Below are 18,142 nucleotides of genomic sequence, written 5' to 3' on the forward strand. Positions count from 1 at the left end.
TCCCCATTCCGGATACGAGGTAATAATATTTTCCATTCTATTTAATGCTCATGGGTAATACTCCGCGGTTGAGTGCACCTACCCGAAGCCTCTTAAGAACCAACACCCAAAGGTCGGGTGATGAGCGACACTGTGGACGACGTCGACCTCCCATACGACGAGGACGAGGCGTCCCAACAGGAGAAAATCCAGGCGCTCGAGGAACGGCTGGAGATCCTCGAGGCGCAAAACGAGGAGATGCGGGACAAGCTCCTCGACGCCAACGCCGAGAACAACAAGTACCAGCAGAAACTCGAGCGACTCACGCACGAGAACAAGAAACTCAAGCAGTCCCCGCTGTTCGTCGCCACCGTCCAGGAAATTACGGACGAGGGCGTCATCATCAAACAGCACGGGAACAACCAGGAGGCGCTGACCGAAGTCACCGACGAGATGCGCGGCGATCTAGAGCCCGACGCGCGGGTCGCGGTCAACAACTCGCTGTCTATCGTCAAGCCCCTCTCGAACGAGACCGACGTACGCGCACGGGTGATGGAAGTCACCGAGAGCCCCGAAGTCAGCTACGAGGACATCGGTGGTCTCGAGGAACAGATGCAGGAGGTCCGCGAGACCGTCGAGATGCCCCTCGAGAAGCCCGAGATGTTCGACGACGTGGGCATCGACCCGCCCAGCGGCGTCCTGCTCTACGGGCCGCCGGGCACCGGCAAGACGATGCTCGCCAAGGCCGTGGCCAACCAGACCGACGCCACTTTCATCAAGATGGCCGGCTCGGAGCTGGTTCACAAGTTCATCGGTGAGGGTGCCAAGCTCGTTCGCGACCTGTTCAAGGTCGCCCGCGAGCACGAGCCCGCCGTCATCTTCATCGACGAGATCGACGCCATCGCCGCCAAGCGAACGGAGTCGAAGACCTCCGGCGACGCCGAGGTCCAGCGGACGATGATGCAACTGCTCTCCGAGATGGACGGCTTCGAGGAACGCGGCGAGATCCGCATCATCGCCGCCACCAACCGCTTCGACATGCTCGACCGCGCCATCCTCCGGCCCGGCCGCTTCGACCGCCTCATCGAAGTGCCCAAGCCGAACGCGGAGGGTCGCGAGATCATCTTCGAGATCCACACTCGCGGGATGAACGTCGCCGACGACGTCGACTTCGCCGAACTGGCCGCCGAGGCCGAGGAGGCCTCCGGTGCCGACATCAAAGCCGTCTGCACCGAAGCCGGGATGTTCGCCATCCGCGACGACCGTACCGAGATCCGGATGGAGGACTTCCGCAGCGCCTGGGACAAGGTCCAGGCCGAGTCCGACGAGACCGAAGACGTTTCGAAGACGTTCGCCTGAGACCGCGACCCGAGGCCGACGTCGTCCGCGTTCGTTTTCGCCACTTCTCTCTGCCCGTCGAGTGCTGTTCCGGACACAGCCATAGCACTGCGGCTCGAGCCTGAGAGAATCGTCTCGGTGCGGAGTTTCGAAAAGTGCCGACGTACTGCGCTGCGTAAATCGGTCCGTTTTCGAGATCGTCTCGCCGCGCTTCGGTGTGGTCTCGAGCGCGGTCTCGTTACAGCGCCATGAAGACGAGCCACGGGACGATAAACAGCGCCACCGTCAGCACGACGAGGATCAGTCCGTACCCGATGCCCGTTCCCGCAGCGGTGAGCCACGACGGATGCTCGAATTCGCCGAGATCGACTGCCATGTGTTCTCAATCCGGTGACGACCGCATAAACGTACCGGAACGACGATTCGCCCGGTCGGGCGGCGACTCGAGTGGCCCCGAGTCGCGGACTACCGATAGATGTTCTCGTACCGTTCGCGGTACTCGCGCAAAGCGAGTCGCGCTCTGCGTCGCGAGGTGAAGCCGAAGCCGACCGCCTCGCAGTCGTCGGCGTCGCACTCCCACCGGAAGGTTCCGGAGTCGGGATCTCTCGTCACCGAAGCGTCCGTCTGGCAGAGCGGACAGCTCCATCCCCATCGCATATCGCCTGCGTAGTCGTCAGCTCGAACCATACTAGTCTTAGACGTTCTCCGTACTGTCGCTCGAAAAGGGTTGACCTCCAACTGTGTACTCTCTTATACGTCCTCGGTAGTCCGCGTCGAGGCGACGGCTCGAGAGCGCGTCCCGGCGTGAACCCGCTATCATGCGAGCGAATACCACTGAAGAGCCGATCTGACGGCCATCAAGGTAATTGAGGTGCGTTGGATTGGAGGCGGTATGAACCGACGGCAGACCCTTCGACTCCTCGGTGCAGGGACCGTGTCGGCGCTCGCCGGCTGTACGAGTGGGACGGGGAACCACGGAGACGATTCGGCCGAGGCTGGCGAGTCGAAAAAGCGCGTGACGGGCGAGTGGCCGATGGCGGATTTCGACCCCGCACACTCGGGGTACGCGCCAGACGAGCGCGGTCCGGGGAGTTCGCCGGCCCCGCTCTGGCAGACGGGGACCGGGAACGACAGGCGGTTGACGGAATCGGGGCTCGGCGGAGCGCCGGCTGTCCGGGACGGGACGCTCTACCTTGGGGCGTCCAGCGGGGACGTCATCGCGGCGGACGCGACGACCGGCGAGGAGGTCTGGCGCAACGGGACGAACTTCTACATCGAGTCCTCCGTGGCGATCGGCGACGAGCAATTGTTCGTCGGCGCCGGTGACAACCACGTCCACGCCTTCGACCTCGAGAGCGGCGATCGGAACTGGAAGCGAAACTTCGGCACGAGCGTGGATTCCTCCGTGATATACACCGACGGCCTCGTCATCTGCAACCCCGTCTACGGGGCGCTGACGGCGGTCGACCCCGGAAGCGGGGAACCCGTTTGGGAGTACGACGGCGGAATCGGGTACACGCCATCGGTGCGCGCGGGATCGGTCTACGTTCCGACGGCGAACAGCGACTGTGGCATGTGGTCCGGCTGCACGACCACTGGCGGCGTAGACGTGGTCGACGTCGAGACGGGCGAGAAAACGGACCACTGCGTGCTTGGGGAAGACGTTCGGCCGACCTCGACCCCGACGCTGGACGACCGGCAGCTGTATTTGACCGCCGAAGGTGGAGCGGTCTACGCGGTCTCGCTCGAGTCGCGGGAGGTGGTCTGGGAGAGCAGTATGGGGGGCTCGGTCGGCGCCGTCCCGACCGTCTCGGACACGTTGATCACCGCCGATACCGCTGGCACCGTCTACGCGTTCGATACGGCGGACGGCACCGAGCGCTTCCGGCTCGAGGCCGGATCGTCGGTAACGGGAACGTGCGTCGCTTCGGAGACGCTGTACGTCGGCGCGGCGCGGGGATCCGATGGCGTCGTCCACGCGCTGGATCCGGCGTCGGGAGAGAAGCAGTGGAGTCACGAACTGCAAACACCGGTGACGACGAGTCCGGTCGTCGTCGACGGTGTGCTCTATATCGGCGACAAAAGCGGATCTCTGCGGGCGCTCGTCGCCGAATCCGAACTGGAGTCGTACGAATCCGCCGGGAACGTCACCGCGTCCGAATAGGCCGCGGCCATCACTTCACGGTACCAGCGCCGACCGGTCGCGACGATCCGCCACGGACGACTCGAGCCAGAGCGGAGATCGAGAGCGCTTTTCGGACTGCTTTTACCGGGTGACCCGCTACGCACAGGCAATGACGAAGATCGTCGTGGTGGACAACCACGGACAGTTCACCCACCTCGAGCGCCGGGCGCTTCGCGACCTCGGCGTCGAGACGGAGTTGATCGACAACGACACGCCTCCCGAGGAGGTCGACGCCGACGGCGTCGTCCTCTCGGGCGGTCCGGACATGGACCGCATCGGCCGCTCGGCGGACTATCTCGAGGCGGGTGTCCCCGTGCTGGGTATCTGTCTGGGAATGCAATTGATCGCCGAGGAACTCGGCGGCCGCGTCGGCGGCGGCGAGTACGGTGGCTACGCCGACGTGACCGTCGACATCGTCGACGATGAGGACCCGCTGACGGGCTCGCTGCACCCCGAGACCCGCGTCTGGGCGAGCCACGCCGACGAGGTCAAGGACCTCCCCGAGGGGTTCGAACTGACCGCGAAAAGCGACGTCTGCGACGTGGAAGCGATGAGTGACACCGACCGCGATCTCTACGGCGTCCAGTGGCACCCCGAGGTCGCCCACACCGAGGAGGGCGACGAGATCTTCGAGAACTTCCTGGCGATCTGCGAGTCGGAGTAGCCGCCGCGCGACCGCCCGTTCTCGCGCGATTTGCGGACAGACGAGGGTCAGCCAGTTCGCAAGCCGCTCGCTTATGGAAATCAGCGCGCTTTCCTTGCACGTCGCTATGACCGTAGACACAACTGAAGACCTCTTCGTCGACGGACTGAAACACGCGTACTACACCGAACAGCGCCTCGTCGATGCCCTGCAGGAACTCGAGGAGACCTCCTCGAGCCAGGAGCTCAAATCCGGCTTCGCCGAGCACCGCGAGGAGACGCAGAACCAGATCGACCGCCTCGAGCAGGTGTTCGAACACGTCGACGCCGACGCGGAAGCCGAGGAGGATCCGGTCGTCGAGGGGATGATTCAGGCCCACGAGGAGTTCATGGACAAAGATCCGAGCGACGAGGCCGTCGATCGGTTCAACATCGCCGCCGGCCAGAAGTCCGAACACTACGAGATCGCCGTCTACGGGAACCTCATCCCGATGGCCGACCAGCTCGGCCTCGACGACGTCGCGGACACGCTCGAGGAGACGCTCCGCGAGGAACAGGACGAACTCGATACCCTCTCGGAGATGGGTGAACAGTTCGATTACGGCGAACTGACGGTCTCCGAGTAAGCCGCTCAGCGCCTCCTGCCGTTTCGCCTGTCCGATACCGAACGGACGTATCGATCAGCGGACGTATTCACGGACGCGGTCGTCGGCCGTTCCCCGGTGACATCGGTGTTAGGTAGTATCGTTCGTGTCTAAAAGAATATATATCGGTTCGGAAATAAACTAGCTAACGTAATGCAACCAGCTGCTACCACCGTCTCGACGACACTCGTATCGACCGAAACCGACGAGACGCGAACGGAAGAGGTGAACTGAAATGGCCACGAGCGTCCTCGTCACCGGTGCGACCGGCAATCAGGGCGGTTCGGTCGTCGATCACCTGCTCGAGGCCCACACCGACTTCGACGTTTACGGGCTGACCCGAGGCGTTTCGGGCGACCGCGCCCAGGAACTCGCCGAGCGAGGCGTGACGATGGTCGAGGGCGATCTGAACGAGAAAGACTCCCTCGCGCCCCACGTCGCCGAGGTCGACGCCGTCTTCGCGGTCACGAATTTCTGGACGCAGGGCTACGACGCGCAGGTCCAGCAGGGCAAGAACGTCGCCGAAGTCGCGAGCGAGGAGGGCGTCGACCAGTTCGTCTTCAGCGGCGTCGGCAGCCACGAACGGGACACTGGCGTCCCGCACTTCGACTCCGCGTGGGAGATCGAACAGCACGCACAAGAGTTGGAGCTGCCGCTGACCGTCCTCCAGCCCGTGTTCTTCTTCCAGAATCTCGAGGCCTTCGCCGAGGACATCGTCGAGGACGGCCAGCTCGCGCTCCCGCTCGAGGAGGGCGTCTCCCTCCAGATGATCGACGTCGACGACGTCGGTCGGGCTGCGGCGGTCGCGCTCGCAAATCCGGACGAATTCATCGGTGAACGGATCGAACTCGCGGGCGACGAGAAGACGCTGGTCGAGACGGCAGACGTGCTTTCGGCGGTCACCGGCGTCGACGTCGACCCCGTCCACGTCCCGATCGAGGACGCCTACGAGAGCTTCGGCGAGGAGTTCACCGTCATGTGCGAGTGGTTCAACGCAGTCGGCTACGACGCCGACGTCGACGTCCTCGAGGAGCAGTTCGGCTTCGCGTTCACGCACCTCGAGTCGTATCTCCGCGAGCACGGTTGGGAGGACAAGGACGGGATGGCGGCGACGCCGGGCTGGGTCAAGGCGATGTAACGTCGAGGCCACCGTCGAGACCGATCGCGACTCCGTTCCAACTCCCTACTTGTTTCCGGTGAATCCGTACGGCGAACCGACCGTCACTGTCTTGCCCGTCCGGCCGGATGTGAGAAGCAATGACAGTCGACACTGTCGGGCGGTTCGAACGCGCACTCGAGGGGCTCGAGGTGGGGCTCGAGCGCGTCGCGGCCGCCGACGCGAGCGAGCGGATCGAGACGATCGTCCAGGAGCCGGCCGTCGGCGCGCCGCTACCGTTCGAGGGCGTCACGCTCCCCGAGGGAGTGACGACCGAGCCGACGAGCGCAGAACTCGAGGCGGCCGAGACCGGCGTCACGCCGGTCGGCTTCGCCATCGCCGAATACGGCACCGTCGCCGTCGAGTCGACGGCCACCGGCGCTGAACCGATCAGTCTCTACCCCGAGCGCCACGTCGCCGTCGTCGCGGAGAGCGACGTGGTGCCGGACATCAGCGCCGGCTTCGACCGCCTCGCCGACGGCTTCGACGGCGGGCGAGACAGTGTCGTCTTCGCGACCGGCCGGAGCGCCACCGCCGACATGGGCGATCTCGTCCACGGCGTCCACGGCCCCGGCGACGTCCACGTGATCGTCCTGGAGGATCGATAGGATGGCCCAGCGAACGCGATCACAGCAGGCCGATCGGATCCGTCACCTGCTCGAGACCGAAGGCGAAGCGATCCACACGCACGCGAGCGCCTCGAACGCCCGTCGCTATCAGACCTACGGTGAGACAGACGATATCGAAGCGCTGCGGGACGAGGCCCGATCGATCAAGGAAGACGCCATCGATCGGCTCCCCGACCTGATCGAAACCGTCCGCGAGGCGGTCGAGGCGAACGGCGGTACCGTCTACGTGGCCGACGACGCCGCGGACGCGAACGCGTACGTCTCCGAGGTCGTCCAGACGGAGACCGAGGAGAACGGGATCGCGGGGGACGGCGACACCCCGTCGGTCGTCAAGTCGAAGTCGATGACGACCGAGGAGATCGACCTCAACGACGCGCTCGAGGCCGACGGGATCGACGTCACCGAGACCGACCTCGGCGAGTGGGTCCTCCAGGTGGCCGACGACACGCCCTCGCACATCGTCGGCCCGGCGATGCATCTCTCGCGACCGGAGATCGCCGAACTGTTCAACGACCGGTTCGACCCCGACGAGCCGTTCGAGACGGCCGAGGAGCTGACGCGGTTCGCCCGAGACCACCTCGGCGAGCGCATCCGCGCGGCCGACGTGGGGATCACCGGCGCGAACTTCGTCGTCGCCGACAGCGGGACGATCACGCTCGTCACGAACGAGGGCAACGCCCGCAAGTGCGCGGTCACGCCCGACACGCACGTCGCGATCGCCGGCGTCGAGAAGCTGATCCCGACGCTGTCGGATCTCGAGCCGTTCGTCGACATCATCGCCAAGAGCGCGACGGGCCAGCCGATCTCCCAGTACGTGACGATGCTGTCGCCGCCGACGGACTCGCCGACGCTCGACTTCGACGCGCCCGACGAGCCGATTACGGGCGACGGCGAGGGAGCCGCCGACGGGACGGGGAACGCGGACCGCGACTTCCACCTCGTCTTGCTGGACAACGGCCGCATGGACATGCGCCAGGACGATCAGCTTCGAGAGACGCTGTACTGCATCCGCTGTGGGGCCTGCTCGAACTCCTGTGCGAACTTCCAGTCCGTCGGCGGCCACGGCTTCGGCGGCGAGACCTACTCGGGCGGCATCGCCACCGGCTGGGAGGCCGGCGTCCACGGCCAGGAGTCGGCCGCGGAGTTCAACGACTTCTGTACCGGCTGTACGCGCTGCGTCGACGCCTGTCCGGTCAAGATCGACATCCCGTGGATCAACACCGTCGTCAGGGACCGCGTCAACCGCAGCGGCGATCCGGCAGCCTACGACTTCCTCGTCGACGGCCTCACACCCGACGTGGAGGAGGGCGGTCTCGACCCCGGCAAGCGCTTCTTCGGCAACATCGGCACCGTCGCGAAAGCGGCCAGCGCGACCGCTCCCGTCTCGAACTGGCTGGCCGACGCCGGTCCCGTTCGCGGCCTGCTCGAGCGTACCCTCGGTATCGACCGGCGGCGCGACCTCCCCGCGTTCCAGCGGGAGTCGCTCGTCGACTGGTTCGAGGGGCGAGGTGGCGCGGATGCCTCCAAAAAGCGAGCGGAACGGGCCGTGTCTCGCGGGAACGGCGCCGACCTCGAGCGTGAGGTCGTCCTCTACCCCGACGTCTACACCAACTACGTCGACACCGAGCGCGGGAAAGCGGCCGTCCGGACGCTCGAGGCGCTCGGCGTTCCCGTCCGCGTACCCGACCTGCCCGAGAGCGGGCGCGCAGCGCTCTCCCAGGGGATGATCGCGACGGCGGACCGACAGGCCAGCAAGCTGTACGCCGCGCTGGCCGAGGAGATCGACGCCGGTCGGGACGTGGTCGTCATCGAGCCCTCGGATCTGGCGGCGATCCACCGCGAGTACGAGCGCCTGCTGCCCGAGCGATCCGTCGACCAGCTCCGGACGAACAGTTACGAGATCTGTGAGTACGTCTACGGGCTGCTCGAGAACGGGGCCGACCCGTCGGCCCTGTCGACCGGCGACGGCTCGGAACCGGTCGCCTACCACTCCCACTGCCAGCAGCGCACGCTCGACCTCGAAGCGCCCACCGTGGCCGTCCTCGAGCGCTGTGGCTACGCGCCCGAGACCTCCGACGCCGAGTGCTGTGGCATGGCCGGCTCCTTCGGCTACAAGCGGGAGTTCTACGACCTCAGTATGGACGTCGGCGAGCGGCTCGCGGGACAGGTCGAGGGCGCCGAAACCGTCGTCGCCTCCGGGACCTCCTGTGGCGACCAGCTCGAGACGCTGCTCGAGCGCGACGTGCCCCATCCGATCGAGTTACTCGCACCCGGCGGCTACTCGACGTAGCGGGCGCTCGGTGGCTCGCAAAGGCGTCCGGCGAGCCGGGACAGTGACCGCCGGACGAGGGGTGGACAAGAGTTGGGTAGGTGCTACGGTCGTTGTCGCGGTGGGGAACGCGACAGTGAACAGGTTCGGCGTCATGAATATCAACCTCTCCACGATTCCGAGTGCGTTGGAATCGGAGTCACTCGAACCTCTGGCCGGCGTTTTCACTGTCATTTCCTGACTGCCGGTGTGACTCCCGAGTATGCTCTCGGACGTCGCGGCCCACTACGTCGCTACGTCCCGAGAGCGGCTACTGTCGCTAATCGGCGTCCGTCCGAGCTACGATCGAGTGCTCTGCGCGGCGGTGCTGGATCGACGTACCGCCCACAGAACGGCGGCAAGCGCGCCCGAAACGATCGCGGGCCAACGGTCGGTGCTGAGGTAGAGGTCCAGCGACGGAAGCCGATACTGGCTGATCGGGAAGAAGACGGCGTAGGACTCGCCGGTGGCCGTGAGCAACGCGACATCGAGCGCGTGGTGTGACGCTGCGCCGAGGGCGATCAGCGCGACCGCCTGCCGCCGATATTCGGGCGCGACCAGGAGCGCACCCAGGGGAACGACGAGCAGGGTCCCACCGAGCGTATGCAGCGGCGCCCACGAGAACGGAACGCCGACGACCGCCTGAACGATGTCTGCCGGAAGGAAGAGCCGGACCTTCGCGAGGTCCGGCGAGAGCGCGCCGGCCATCACGAGGGAGACCTGTGCCGATCGGATCCGCTCGTCTCGAAGGGAGAGGAGAGTCCCGATGCTGTAGCCGACCAGAACGTGCGTGAGGAGGTCGGGCATCACCGATCACCGCCGGTTCCGTTCCGCTGGCGATCGCGACCCGGACGGCTTCGGGCGCGCTCGCTCGAGCCGGCGACCGCCTCGAGAGACGATCCAGTGTCGCCGTCACGCCGACCGGCGGTTGGGGGCGTCGCAGTCCGGGGAACGAGAGCGAACCGGTCGCGATCGATGCGCCAGCCGCGGACGAGACGCACGAGGACCCAGCAGCCCCCGACGAACGAGACGGCGAACATGTACAGCGTGTCCCGCAACTCGTCGGTGACGGTCCGATCCGCCTCGAGGGTGGACTCGTCCGCGAGGGTGCCGAAGACGGTCACGTCGTCGCCTCGCTCGAGCGGCGCGGTTGACTGTAGCCGACTGTCGTCCGCGTTCACGACGGTGAACCTGCCGTAACCGCTCGCTCGCGTCGCGATCACGACGGGATCGGTCTCGACGACGAACCCGCCGAGAACGACGCGCTCTCCGACGTAGGCGTCCCGGTTCGATGTCACCTCGACTTCGTTGGGATAGGCTTCCTCGAGGGGCGTTGCGGCGGCTGCCCCCGTCCACCACAGGAGGACGAGTAGGGCGGTGAGGAGCACGACACCGGCGAGGAACCGACCACGCTGGCCGAACGGTTCGCGTGCGGGCATGTATCGCCGACAACTTCGGCGCGGCGTATAGGTCTAGTGACATCCGCCTGGAGCACAGCCGTCTGCAACCACCGCGACGCTGGGACGGGTCCGCCGAGAGCGTCCACAGTGGTCGAGGTGGTGATCGCGCGTTCGGCGGCCGCGACCGGCGCACGAGCAGTATCGGAGAGAACCAGCAAGTTACCGCCGACGGCCGCGTTTCCGATCGCTCCTCGAGACCTGAATATCGAGCTTCTCGGTTCCGCGAATCCAGCCGATGTAGTCCGTCAGGCGATCCGCCGACCGGAGTGCGTCGATCGTATCGTACCCGTCCCGGAGTTCGTCGTTCGTAAACAGCGCGTGGATCTGTTTGTGGCAGGGCCGACACAGCAGTACCGTCGGGCTCGTCGCTCGCTCCTCCGGCCGCAAGTGATGTTCCTGCACGACCTGTGGGTCGTCGATTCGCTCGTTCGGCACGATGCGCCGACAGAGCGCACACGTCGTCGGCATCGTTCGACCTACGGATTCTGCGATCAAAACGGCTCGGGTCCGGCCTACGCTGGCCTTCGTACGGAGGAATTTCAATTCCTCGAGCAAATATGGTACCCGCTTCTCGAAGAGTACGTGTCCTTTCGAATAAAAATATAGCACTAAATATACGGCTACTATCAATAGCTATATCATGTCTGGTGGTATCATACCACGACCTGTAGGGGTGGGAGCCATTGTGTGTCACTGAGGGGTCTCACTCCTACACGTACCGAGGCCATCCGCTGAATTTCTTCGTCGAACGCACCGACCGATAGGGGTCCCCACGAGGTGCCGTACGCGCTCCCGAGAGCGGTTCGGGACAGGCCGGACCGTCCGCCGCGAACAACCGGACGCAGGAACCGAGGGCTCAGTAGCCGAGTTCGAACGCCCAGTTGACGGCCAGCGCGACGGCGACGACCGCTAGCAGGACCATCAGCATCCCGAACGAGACCGCCCAGCCGAACGCGTCGGCGAAGAAGCCGACCGCGACCGAGCCCAGCGAGGCGACGGTGAGGTACGTCGTCCGAACGAGTCCGAAGCCGGCACCGCGCTCGCCCTCGGTCATGTTGTCAAGAAAGCGGGGCTCGACCGCGACCGCCCAGCTCAAGCCGTTCGCGATCAGTACGAGGCCGACCGCGACGCCGACGAGTCCGGGGACGGCGACGAAGAAAGCGAGCCCGGCGACGCTGAACACCATACAGCCGAAGGTCGTCACGTCCCGGCCGAAACGATCTGACAGTGAGCCGATGCCGGGCTTGACGATCGACTGGACGACGAAGTACGCGGAGAAGACGCCCCCGGCCATCGTGGACGACATTCCGCGGTACTCGACGAGGAAGGTCGGGAGGAACGAGGCCGTCCCCTGCCAGACGAACGCGCCGACCGACGCGATGCCGACCGTGAACGCGATCTCGGGCTTCCCGAGGACGTTCGCGAGCTCGGCGAGCTGTACTCGCTCCCTGAGCGGCTGCTCGGGACGGTGTGGATCGACGGGTCGAACCCGCCAGACGAACAGTAGAAAGATCGGTGCGGCGATCGCGGCGCCGATCGCGACGGCCGGTCGCCACCCGTAGCGGACGCTGATCCACGCGGCTGCGATCGGGGCGACCAGTCCCGCTGCCGACGAGCCGATCGTGTGAACGCCGATCGCGAATCCGAGATTGTCGTAGGTCCTGCCGAGGAGCGTCGTCGCGGCGCTGTAGTGGAGCCCGGCGACGCCGCCGAGGACGACGATCGAGACGACGAACAGGGCGTAGTACGGTGACACCGCGAGCAGGAGGCTCATGACCGTCGTCCCGCCGACCGAGAGCAGAACGATCGACCGCTCGCCGAAGCGGTCGGCGAGGAGACCGCTCGGGAACTGCATCAGCGCGTACGCCATCCACATGCCCGTCAGGGCGATCCCGACGACGGTGTTTCCGATGGCGAAATCGTCGGTGATAGCAGGCACGACGGGGCTGACCGCGAGCCGGGCGACCATCGTCGCGAAGAACGCGAACGTACAGAGCGTCAGCACCGTGTACCGATATCGCCATCTCATCTGTCGGTACGCGTTCCGAGCCGTGCCGGGTTTCTCACACTTGCGAAAACGGCATGGATCGTCCGTCGATCAGAACGCGGTCGGTCAGTACGACTTCGGCAGGCCGAGCACGTGTTCGGCGATGTAGTTTTTCACCATCTCGTTGGAGATCGGCGCGATGACGTTGATCATCGTCTCGCGCCAGTAGCGCTCGACGTCGTACTCGCTGGCGTAGCCCATCCCGCCGTGGGCGCGGACGGCGCGTTCGCACGCCTCGAGGGCGTCCTCGCTCGCGCGGAGTTTGACCGCGTTGGCTTCGGCCCCGCAGTCGCGGTCGCGATCGTAGAGCCACGCGGCCTTGCGGACCATCAGCTCGTCCTGCTCGAGTTTCGCCCACGAGTCGGCCAGCGGGTGCTGGACCGCCTGATAGGAGCCGATCGCGTTCCCGAAGACGACGCGGTCGTCGGCGTAGGCGGCCGCCTTCTCGATCGCGGCCTGGCCGACGCCGACGGCGTTCGAGGCGAGCGCGATCCGCTCGGTGTTGGCGAACCGGAGGAGGTAGCGGAAGCCCTCGCCTTCCTCCCCGATCCGGTCGGCGGCGGGGACGCGGTACTCGTCGAACCAGACCTCGTTCGAGTCCGACGCGCCGCGTCCGGCCTTCGGGATCTCCGCCACCTCGATGCCGTCCGCGTCGCGGTCGAACTCGGTGAAAAAGAGGGTGAGACCGCCGAACCGATCGGACTCCTCGCGCGGCTCGGTCCGTGCGAGGAGCATGATCACGTCCGCTTCCTGGGCCTTCGAGGTCCAGATCTTCTGTCCGGAGATGACGTACTCGTCGCCGTCGCGCTCGGCGGTCGTCTCGATTCGGGAGGTGTCCGTCCCGGCGTTGGGTTCGGTCACGCCGGTACAGACCTGCACCGACCCGTCGGCGATCTTCGGGAGATACCGCTCCTTGTGCGCATCGTCGGCGAAGGCGACCAGCGGCTCCGTGCTGAACGTGTGATGGGCGGTGATCGAGGTGCCGGCCATCCCGGCCCCCGAGCGGGCGATCTCCTGCTGGACCAGCGACGCCTCCTGAACGCCGTACCCCTGGCCGCCGTACTCCTCCGGGATCGTAATGCCGCACCAGCCGGCGTCGGCGAACGCCTCGAAGAATTCCGCGGGGTACTCGTGTGCCAAGTCCTTCTCGCGCCAGTAATCGTCGCCGAACTCGTCACAGAGCTCCCGCACCTGCGAGCGGATCATCCGCTGCTCGTCGGACAGATCGAAGTTCATACTCAGTTGTGTCCGGCCGTCGGCTAAACCGTTCCCCACACGGGCAGCCGAGATCAGTGCCTCGTCGACGCCGGTTCGAGGATGGGCGGGAGTCGCCGATCGGGAGTACGGTGATTCGATCCGCTACATATTTGAAATGTATATTACACTGGCTGAACCTACCACCGTACGTCGTTCTCCCGGAACAGAATTTTTATCGTTGTCACCAGACAACGGCTCGGCGTGGGAGACACCTCTTCGGGCGCCCTCTCTGCGTTCGGTACCGGCGCTCGCGAACTCTGGAGCGGCGGACGCGGGAAGGTCCTCACCGCGGTCGCCGGCGGCTGGTTCCTCTCGATCGGCGTTCGAATGATATATCCGGTGATGCTCGACGACCTGCAGTCGGCCTATGGACTCGATCTCTCGACCGCGGGTCTCCTGCTGACGGTACTGTTCCTCGCGTACGCGCTGGGACAGTTTCCGGGTGGCGTCCTCTCGGACCGGTTCGGCGAGCGGGCCACGCTCACGGCGAGTGCGGTGCTCTCCGCGGTCACGCTGACGCTCGTCGTCACCGCCGGCTCGACGATCGTCCTCTTCGCGGCCACGGCGCTGTTGGGGTTCGGAACGGCACTGTACGCGGTCGGCCGGTACACCGTCCTCTCGCGGCTGTACTCGGACCGACTCGGCGCCGCGAACGGCGTCACGGCCGCCTCGCAGGACGCCGGTCAGTCGGTCCTCCCCCCGATCGCCAGCGTGGTCGCGGCGACGGTTTTCTGGCAGCTCGGCTTCGGCTTCGTCGTGCCGCTGTTTCTGCTCTCGGCCGCCGCCCTCTGGATCGTCGTGCCGACTCGAGCGCCGGACGCGGTCGACGACGGCTCCGGGCTCGATCGCGAGGAACTCCGCCTGCTCTGGTCGGTGTTACGCCAGCCGTCAGTCGTCTACGCCACGGTTGCGATGATCCTCGGGCTCGTCGTCTGGCAGGCGTTCACCAGCTTCTATCCGACCTACCTGATCGCCGAGAAGGGGCTCTCGAAGACCGTCGCCAGTCTCCTGTTCGGTACGTTCTTCGCGCTGGGCATCCTGATCAAGCCGCTCGCGGGCGCGGCGTACGACCGGTTCGGCATTCGGCGCTCGCTCACGGCCGTCGCGAGCGGGCCGACGGTCGCCCTCGTCGCCCTCCCGCTCGTCGACGGATTCTGGCCCCTCACCGTCGTGACGGCGCTCGTGAGCACCCTGCTCGGTTTCGCGACGGTCCTCGAGCCGTCGATGCTCCGCTCGCTCCCCGACGAACTCCGCGGAACGGGGTTCGGCATCCTCCGATCGATCAGCTTCACGGTCGGGGCGGCGAGCCCGGCATTGTTCGGTGCGGCGGCCGACCGCGGCTTCTTCGACGAGGCGTTCGCGATCCTGGCCGCCTTCGCGGGCGGCATGATCCTGCTGGCGTTCCTGATCCCCGAACGGTAACGCGGCCGGAGCCTACGTGCTCGAGCTGACCGCACCGGCGTCGTGAAGCGCCTCGATTTCGCGCTCGGAGTACGCGAGAGCCGCCAGCACGTCGTCGGTGTGTTCGCCTTTCGCCGGCGGCGGCGAGGAGTACTCCCCGTCGTGGATGGCCGAACTAAAGCGGAACGGCAGCGCCGCCGTCACGACCGATTCGTCGGCCTCCGGATTGTAAGAGTCGACCAGCGACGACCGCGCCGCGGCCTGGTCGTCGGTCTCGACGAGGTCAGCGACGGTCTGGACCGCTCCCGCGGGAATCCCCGCCTCGAGCAGTTCTCCCTCGAGATCGGCGGACGTGTACTCCTCGAACACCTGAACCAGTTCGTCGCGGAGCGCCTCGCGGTGCTCGAGGCGGTCGTCGATCGTCCGAAACCGCTCGTCCTCGAGCAGATCGGGCCGCTCGAGGACCGAACAGAGGCGATCGTACATCGCTTCCGAGATCGCCGCGACGTAGATGTGGCCGTCACCCGTCGGGAAGACCCCATTGGGCGCGCTGCCGATCCCGTTGCCGCCGGCCCGTTCGGGGAGTTCGCCCGTCTGGTCGTAGTTCGTGATCCAGTAGGACATCCACGAGACCGCCACGTCGAACAGCGAGATGTCGATGTGCGTGCCGTCTCCGCCCCGGTCGCGCTGGCGGACGGCGGCGAGGATCGCGAACGCCGCGTTCGCTCCTGTACCGCAGTCGATGAGGCTCGCGCGGATACGGATCGGCGGCCGGTCGCGGTAGCCGGTGATCGCCATTAACCCCGACACCGCCTGAATGCAGGGATCGTAGCCGGGGTACGACCGGTACGGTCCGGTCCGACCGAACCCGGACAGCGAGCAGTAGATTACGTCCTCGTTGCGCTCCCTCACTGACTCGTAGTCGAGATCGAACGTCTCGAGGACGCCGGGGCGGAAGCTCTCGACGATCACGTCGGCCTCGTCCATGAGGTCGGTGACGACCTCGTGTCCGCCGTCGGTCTTGAGATCGACGCACAGGCTCTGCTTGCCGTGGTTGAACGGGGCGAACATATTCCCGTTCATGATGTGCCGGAACGTGTCCCCCTCGGGCGGTTCGACCTTCAGAACGGTCGCCCCCATCTCGGCGAGCAACTGGGTACAGACGGGGCCGGCGATCGACTGCGTGAGGTCGACGACGGTCAGGTCGTCCAGCGGCTTCATACTGGCCTCGATGTCAGCACCGAAGAAATACCTTGGGGAGTGATACCATTCGTGAAACGGGCGACGAGGACACCGATCTCGGTCTCGACTGATCCGAACCCGGAATCTCGCGGATACGTCGCCGGTCGGCCGTCCCACAGACACTGATCCGCGTCCCGACAGAACGCGATAAATCGTGCTCGGATTGTGTGATGGCTAGGTTACACGTTCGGCGAACTGACTCCCGTACTTTGATACCGATAGCCACGATACCGGAGTGCATGATCTCGCTCAGCCCCGAACAGGAGATGCTCGTGTCGGCCGTCGAAGACATCGCGGAACGGGAGTTCGCCGATCGAGCGTTCGACTGGGATGACGAACCGCCGTGGGAGAACGTCAAGCTCCTCGCCGACCAGGGCTTTCTCGGCGTCAACTTCCCGGAGGAGTACGGCGGCGGCGGAATGACCGAACTCGACGCGATCCTCGTCATGGAGGCCGTCGGTCGCGTCTGTCCCGACACCGCCGAGTTGCTCTACAACATGCAACTCGTCGCGCCGCGGGCGATCGAACTGTTTGGGACCGACGAAGCCAAGGAACGGTATCTGCCCCCAGTGCTCGCCGGCGAGGACAACGTCGCCATCGGCATCTCGGAACCGGAGGCCGGCTCCGACGTCGGCTCGATGGGGACGCGAATCGAGGAGGATGGCTCCGAACTGGTATTAAACGGCGAGAAAACGTGGGTGAGCCACGTCGAGGACTCGAGCGCGGCCCTGATCTGGACGAAGTTCCCCGAGGGACTCGGCTCGGTGGTCATCGAGTTCGACTGGGACGGCGTCGAGATCCAGCAACACTACGAGAACATGGCGGGTCACCACCAGACCCACTTCACGATGGAGGACGTGACCGTCCCCGCGGAGAACGTCGTCACGCGCGGATCGGAGGGGTTCAAAAATCAGCTTCGGGCGCTCAACTGGGAGCGCCTTGGTAGCTCGACGCTGGCGAACGCGATCGCCAGCTGCGCCCTCGAGAAGGCCCTCGAGTACGCGCAGGACCGCGTGCAGTTCGACCAGCCGATCGGCGACTTCCAGGGAATCGAGTGGAAGCTCGCCGACGCCGCCACGGAGCTCGAGGCCTCGCGGGCGCTCACTCACCGGGCCGCGGTGCGGGCTCACGAACAGGGTCGGGTTCCCGACCGCCGCGACGCGTCGATGGCCAAGCTCTACTCGAGTCAGATGGTCGAGAACGTCGTCAGCGAGGCGCTGCAGGTCCACGGCGCGAACGGCTACCAGCAGGGACATCCCCTCGAGTACCTCTACCGGCTGGGCCGTGCCCGGCGGCTCGCGGCCGGCACCGACGAGGTCCAGAAGAACCAGATCGCGTCCAGTCTGAAGAGCGACGGGCTCGGCGACCTCGCCTGACGGCGGCGCCCGTCGCTACCGGCTCACCCCAGTCGCCTCGTCAGCGTGGCGACGCAGACCGCGGCGACGGCGGTATGCATGAGCAGCAACACCACGACGCCGAGTATCGTCGCGTTCTCGTCGGCGGAGAGCAAGAAGAAGTCGGGGACGTACGAGAGGACGAGGACGACGGCGGCGACGATCGTGAACGTCCTGTTCGGCCGATCGGATACGCGTGAGAGGAGCCAGTAGACGGCGACGGCGCCGGCGGCACCGACGACCGTGAGAAAGATTACTGGGGGCCAGGTGAGCGGTTCGAAGCCCGGTGCGATCGGGACGGCTCGAGCGACCGCGAGGATGATCGCGGTACTGAGAACCGAGAGCAAGATCGCGAGCAGGCCCCGTTGGACGAGCGATCGGTCGCTCTGCGATGGGGTTTCGGTTACGGTTGCCATAGTACGGTAGGTAATAGGGGTTCAGCGCTCACATAGGTGTGACT

The 18,142-nt window shown here is 65.8% G+C and carries 18 protein-coding genes; 9 read left to right on the forward strand and 9 right to left on the reverse strand.

Features of this window, described 5'->3' with window-relative positions; genetic code table 11:
• Window positions 1–120: 120 nt before the first annotated feature.
• Complete coding sequence (locus NDO75_RS05265) at window positions 121–1,338, forward strand: proteasome-activating nucleotidase (protein WP_310905041.1); 1,218 nt, start codon at window positions 121–123, stop codon at window positions 1,336–1,338.
• 217 nt (window positions 1,339–1,555) lie between these two features.
• Here NDO75_RS05265 and NDO75_RS05270 read toward each other — a convergent pair whose 3' ends face one another.
• A complete protein-coding gene (locus tag NDO75_RS05270; protein ID WP_310905042.1) occupies window positions 1,556–1,693 on the reverse strand; it encodes a hypothetical protein in 138 nt (45 codons plus the stop codon).
• Window positions 1,694–1,782: 89 nt separating this feature from the next.
• Window positions 1,783–2,004: a hypothetical protein gene (locus NDO75_RS05275; RefSeq protein ID WP_310905043.1), complete on the reverse strand. Its 222-nt coding sequence runs from the start codon at window positions 2,002–2,004 to the stop codon at window positions 1,783–1,785.
• 205 nt (window positions 2,005–2,209) lie between these two features.
• On the opposite strand from NDO75_RS05275, the gene NDO75_RS05280 reads away from it, so the two are divergent.
• The 6 genes from NDO75_RS05280 (at window position 2,210) to NDO75_RS05305 (ending at window position 8,863) form a co-directional block, all read left to right on the forward strand.
• Window positions 2,210–3,481, forward strand: a complete 1,272-nt coding sequence (locus NDO75_RS05280) for a PQQ-binding-like beta-propeller repeat protein (protein WP_310905044.1) — start codon at window positions 2,210–2,212, stop codon at window positions 3,479–3,481.
• A gap of 130 nt (window positions 3,482–3,611) precedes the next feature.
• Window positions 3,612–4,166 (forward strand): GMP synthase subunit A, encoded by a 555-nt coding sequence (locus NDO75_RS05285; protein ID WP_310905045.1) that lies wholly within the window; start codon window positions 3,612–3,614, stop codon window positions 4,164–4,166.
• Between the two features lie 106 nt (window positions 4,167–4,272).
• The gene (locus NDO75_RS05290; protein WP_310905046.1) at window positions 4,273–4,770 is read left to right on the forward strand and encodes a DUF892 family protein; all 498 of its coding nucleotides are present in this window, start codon (window positions 4,273–4,275) and stop codon (window positions 4,768–4,770) included.
• Window positions 4,771–5,023: 253 nt separating this feature from the next.
• Window positions 5,024–5,926, forward strand: a complete 903-nt coding sequence (locus tag NDO75_RS05295) for an NmrA/HSCARG family protein (RefSeq protein WP_310905047.1) — start codon at window positions 5,024–5,026, stop codon at window positions 5,924–5,926.
• Window positions 5,927–6,045: 119 nt separating this feature from the next.
• Complete coding sequence (locus tag NDO75_RS05300) at window positions 6,046–6,552, forward strand: LUD domain-containing protein (RefSeq protein ID WP_310905048.1); 507 nt, start codon at window positions 6,046–6,048, stop codon at window positions 6,550–6,552.
• 1 nt (window position 6,553) lies between these two features.
• Window positions 6,554–8,863, forward strand: a complete 2,310-nt coding sequence (locus NDO75_RS05305; RefSeq protein ID WP_310905049.1) for an LUD domain-containing protein — start codon at window positions 6,554–6,556, stop codon at window positions 8,861–8,863.
• A 318-nt stretch (window positions 8,864–9,181) separates the two neighbouring features.
• On the opposite strand, the gene NDO75_RS05310 is transcribed toward NDO75_RS05305, so the two are convergent.
• From NDO75_RS05310 to NDO75_RS05330, 5 genes are all read right to left on the reverse strand, one after another.
• A complete protein-coding gene (locus NDO75_RS05310; RefSeq protein ID WP_310905050.1) occupies window positions 9,182–9,688 on the reverse strand; it encodes a metal-dependent hydrolase in 507 nt (168 codons plus the stop codon).
• Window positions 9,688–10,320: a hypothetical protein gene (locus tag NDO75_RS05315; protein WP_310905051.1), complete on the reverse strand. Its 633-nt coding sequence runs from the start codon at window positions 10,318–10,320 to the stop codon at window positions 9,688–9,690. Before NDO75_RS05315 ends, NDO75_RS05310 begins: the two co-directional genes overlap by 1 nt.
• Before the next feature lie 180 nt (window positions 10,321–10,500).
• Complete coding sequence (locus NDO75_RS05320; RefSeq protein ID WP_310905052.1) at window positions 10,501–10,809, reverse strand: hypothetical protein; 309 nt, start codon at window positions 10,807–10,809, stop codon at window positions 10,501–10,503.
• A gap of 388 nt (window positions 10,810–11,197) precedes the next feature.
• Window positions 11,198–12,370: an MFS transporter gene (locus NDO75_RS05325; RefSeq protein WP_310905053.1), complete on the reverse strand. Its 1,173-nt coding sequence runs from the start codon at window positions 12,368–12,370 to the stop codon at window positions 11,198–11,200.
• 84 nt (window positions 12,371–12,454) lie between these two features.
• On the reverse strand, window positions 12,455–13,624 hold the full coding sequence (locus tag NDO75_RS05330) for an acyl-CoA dehydrogenase family protein (protein ID WP_310905054.1): 1,170 nt from the start codon (window positions 13,622–13,624) through the stop codon (window positions 12,455–12,457).
• Between the two features lie 222 nt (window positions 13,625–13,846).
• On the opposite strand from NDO75_RS05330, the gene NDO75_RS05335 reads away from it, so the two are divergent.
• Complete coding sequence (locus NDO75_RS05335; RefSeq protein ID WP_310905055.1) at window positions 13,847–15,067, forward strand: MFS transporter; 1,221 nt, start codon at window positions 13,847–13,849, stop codon at window positions 15,065–15,067.
• A gap of 12 nt (window positions 15,068–15,079) precedes the next feature.
• Here the strand turns inward: NDO75_RS05335 and NDO75_RS05340 are convergent, their stop codons facing one another.
• Window positions 15,080–16,267 carry a CaiB/BaiF CoA-transferase family protein gene (locus NDO75_RS05340; protein WP_310905056.1) on the reverse strand — a complete coding sequence of 396 codons (1,188 nt, stop codon included), beginning with the start codon at window positions 16,265–16,267 and terminating at the stop codon, window positions 15,080–15,082.
• Between the two features lie 260 nt (window positions 16,268–16,527).
• On the opposite strand from NDO75_RS05340, the gene NDO75_RS05345 reads away from it, so the two are divergent.
• Window positions 16,528–17,664: an acyl-CoA dehydrogenase family protein gene (locus NDO75_RS05345; RefSeq protein WP_310905057.1), complete on the forward strand. Its 1,137-nt coding sequence runs from the start codon at window positions 16,528–16,530 to the stop codon at window positions 17,662–17,664.
• A 23-nt stretch (window positions 17,665–17,687) separates the two neighbouring features.
• Here the strand turns inward: NDO75_RS05345 and NDO75_RS05350 are convergent, their stop codons facing one another.
• Entirely contained in the window at window positions 17,688–18,098 is a 411-nt protein-coding gene (locus NDO75_RS05350; protein ID WP_310905058.1) for a DUF6069 family protein, read from the reverse strand.
• Window positions 18,099–18,142 lie beyond the last annotated feature (44 nt).

It is taken from the genome of Natrinema sp. 1APR25-10V2 (assembly GCF_031626495.1).
Lineage (GTDB): Archaea > Halobacteriota > Halobacteria > Halobacteriales > Natrialbaceae > Natrinema.